Source organism: Rhizobium cauense (assembly GCF_019511525.1).
Taxonomy (GTDB): Bacteria; Pseudomonadota; Alphaproteobacteria; order Rhizobiales; family Rhizobiaceae; genus Rhizobium; species Rhizobium cauense.
The window spans coordinates 1-3,167 of the sequence record NZ_JAEUAT010000048.1; the positions used below are offsets into that span (position 1 = coordinate 1).

A 3,167-nucleotide genomic window follows, 5' to 3' on the forward strand; every position below is an offset into this window, starting at 1 on the left:
TTGGTTGCGGGGGCAGGATTTGAACCTGCGGCCTTCAGGTTATGAGCCTGACGAGCTACCGGGCTGCTCCACCCCGCGTCCAGCGTAAATCCCTTCGGGATTTATCGCGGCGGCATAACCGCTTTGCGGTTATGCCTTATACCGGAGCAAATTGCCGAAGGCGATTTGTCTCCTGTAAGGGGCGCACAGTCGGCACTTGCGACCATCTGCCCCGTCATTTCTGGCCCATTATAGCAGAAAGGACCGCTTATGGCGGCCCTTTTGTTTCGGCCTGGGCCGTTTTCGTTCGGAGAAGATTTTGTGTTGCGCTTGGCAGACCTGGCAGCGACCGACTCTCCCGCGTCTTAAGACGAAGTACCATAGGCGCTGGGGCGTTTCACGGCCGTGTTCGGAATGGGAACGGGTGCAGCCGCCCCGCCATAACCACCAGGTCAGCGAAGCGCAACAAATTGAGAAGCTGGGTGGCATTCGCCACTTTAATTTATGAACACGTCTTGCATCATTTCTGTCTGATGACAGTCATGAGCATTGATCAATGAGAACGATCAAGCCAATCGAGCTATTAGTACCGGTAAGCTTCACACATTGCTGCGCTTCCACACCCGGCCTATCAACGTGGTCGTCTTCCACGGCTCTGATAGGGAACACTCGTTTTCAGGTGGGTTTCCCGCTTAGATGCCTTCAGCGGTTATCCCTTCCATATGTAGCTACCCTGCTATGCCCTTGGCAGGACAACAGGTCCACCAGAGATATGTCCATCCCGGTCCTCTCGTACTAGGGACAGATCCTGTCAATATTCCTACACCCACGGCAGATAGGGACCGAACTGTCTCACGACGTTCTGAACCCAACTCACGTACCGCTTTAAATGGCGAACAGCCATACCCTTGGGACCTGCTCCAGCCCCAGGATGCGATGAGTCGACATCGAGGTGCCAAACAACCCCGTCGATATGGACTCTTGGGGGTCATCAGCCTGTTATCCCCGGCGTACCTTTTATCCGTTGAGCGATGGCCCTTCCACACGGGACCACCGGATCACTATGACCGACTTTCGTCTCTGCTCGACTTGTCAGTCTCGCAGTCAGGCGGGCTTATGCCATTGCACTCGACGACCGATTTCCGACCGGTCTGAGCCCACCATCGCGCGCCTCCGTTACTCTTTCGGAGGCGACCGCCCCAGTCAAACTACCCACCATACACTGTCCCGGATCCGGATAACGGACCGCGGTTAGACATCCATGACGATAAGGGTGGTATTTCAAGGATGGCTCCACGGAAACTGGCGTCCCCGCTTCAAAGCCTACCACCTATCCTACACATGCCGACACGAATGCCAGTGTAAAGCTATAGTAAAGGTGCACGGGGTCTTTCCGTCTGACCGCAGGAACCCCGCATCTTCACGGGGAATTCAATTTCACTGAGTCTATGTTGGAGACAGCGGGGAAGTCGTTACGCCATTCGTGCAGGTCGGAACTTACCCGACAAGGAATTTCGCTACCTTAGGACCGTTATAGTTACGGCCGCCGTTTACTGGGGCTTCGATTCAAAGCTTGCACCTCTCCTCTTAACCTTCCAGCACCGGGCAGGCGTCAGACCCTATACGTCGTCTTGCGACTTCGCAGAGCCCTGTGTTTTTGATAAACAGTCGCTACCCCCTGGTCTGTGCCACCCCACCACACTTGCGTGCGAAGGGGTCACGCTTCTTCCGAAGTTACGCGTGCAATTTGCCGAGTTCCTTCAACATAGTTCTCTCAAGCGCCTTGGTATACTCTACCTGACCACCTGTGTCGGTTTCGGGTACGGTCTATACGGTGGAGCTATTTCCTGGAACCGCGTCCCTGCAAGATCAATCCAATAAGACCTTACAAGTTGAGCAATCCGTCACTACCACCAGGCCCACGAATATTAACGTGGTTCCCATCGACTACGCGTGTCCGCCTCGTCTTAGGGGCCGGCTAACCCTGCTCAGATTAACTTTAAGCAGGAACCCTTGGTCTTTCGGCGAGAGGGTCTCTCACCCTCTTTATCGTTACTCATGTCAACATTCGCACTTCCGATACCTCCAGGACCCCTCACAGGTATCCCTTCACAGGCTTACGGAACGCTCCGCTACCACGTGTATTGCTACACATCCTCAGCTTCGGTGCATGGCTTCAGCCCCGTTACATTTTCGGCGCAAAGACCCTTATTTAGACCAGTGAGCTGTTACGCTTTCTTTAAATGATGGCTGCTTCTAAGCCAACATCCTGGTTGTTTTGGGATCCTCACATCCTTTCCCACTTAGCCATGACTTGGGGACCTTAGCTGGAGGTTAGGGTTGTTGCCCTTTTCACGACGGACGTTAGCACCCGCCGTGTGTCTGCCGAGTAGTACTCCTGGGTATTCGGAGTTTGGTTAGGATCAGTAAGACGGTGAGTCCCCATAGCCCATCCAGTGCTCTACCCCCCAGGGTATTCGCTCGACGCTCTACCTAAATAGATTTCGCGGAGAACCAGCTATTTCCGAGTTTGATTGGCCTTTCACCCCTAGCCACAAGTCATCCCAATCTATTGCAACAGATGCGGGTTCGGTCCTCCAGTTGGTGTTACCCAACCTTCAACCTGCTCATGGCTAGATCACTCGGTTTCGGGTCTAATGCAACTAACTAAATCGCCCTATTCAGACTCGCTTTCGCTTCGCCTACACCTACCGGCTTAAGCTTGCTAGTTACACTAAGTCGTTGACCCATTATACAAAAGGTACGCCGTCACCCTTGCGGGCTCCGACTGTTTGTAGGCATCCGGTTTCAGGTTCTATTTCACTCCCCTTGTCGGGGTGCTTTTCACCTTTCCCTCACGGTACTTGTTCGCTATCGGTCATGCACGAGTACTTAGGCTTGGAGAGTGGTCTCCCCATGTTCAGACAGGATTTCTCGTGTCCCGCCCTACTCTAGGACAATAATGGTATCTACGCGTACGGGGCTGTCACCCACTACGGCCAAGCTTTCCAGCTTGTTCCACTTTAACCACTATTGCCACTGGCCTGGTCCGCGTTCGCTCGCCACTACTTGCGGAGTCTCGGTTGATGTCCTTTCCTGCAGGTACTTAGATGTTTCAGTTCCCTGCGTTCGCTTCTTACACCCTATTTTATTCAGGTGCAGATACCTTATCACAATGCTTGGAAACC

Annotated in this window: 1 tRNA gene and 2 rRNA genes; all 3 read right to left on the minus strand. The window is 53.5% G+C overall.

What is annotated here, in order from left to right:
• Position 1: 1 nt before the first annotated feature.
• A tRNA-Met gene (locus JNB88_RS32995) sits at positions 2–78 on the minus strand.
• A gap of 238 nt (positions 79–316) precedes the next feature.
• Positions 317–431, minus strand: a 5S ribosomal RNA gene (gene rrf / locus JNB88_RS33000).
• A gap of 110 nt (positions 432–541) precedes the next feature.
• A 23S ribosomal RNA gene (locus JNB88_RS33005) occupies positions 542–3,167 on the minus strand; the annotation flags it as partial.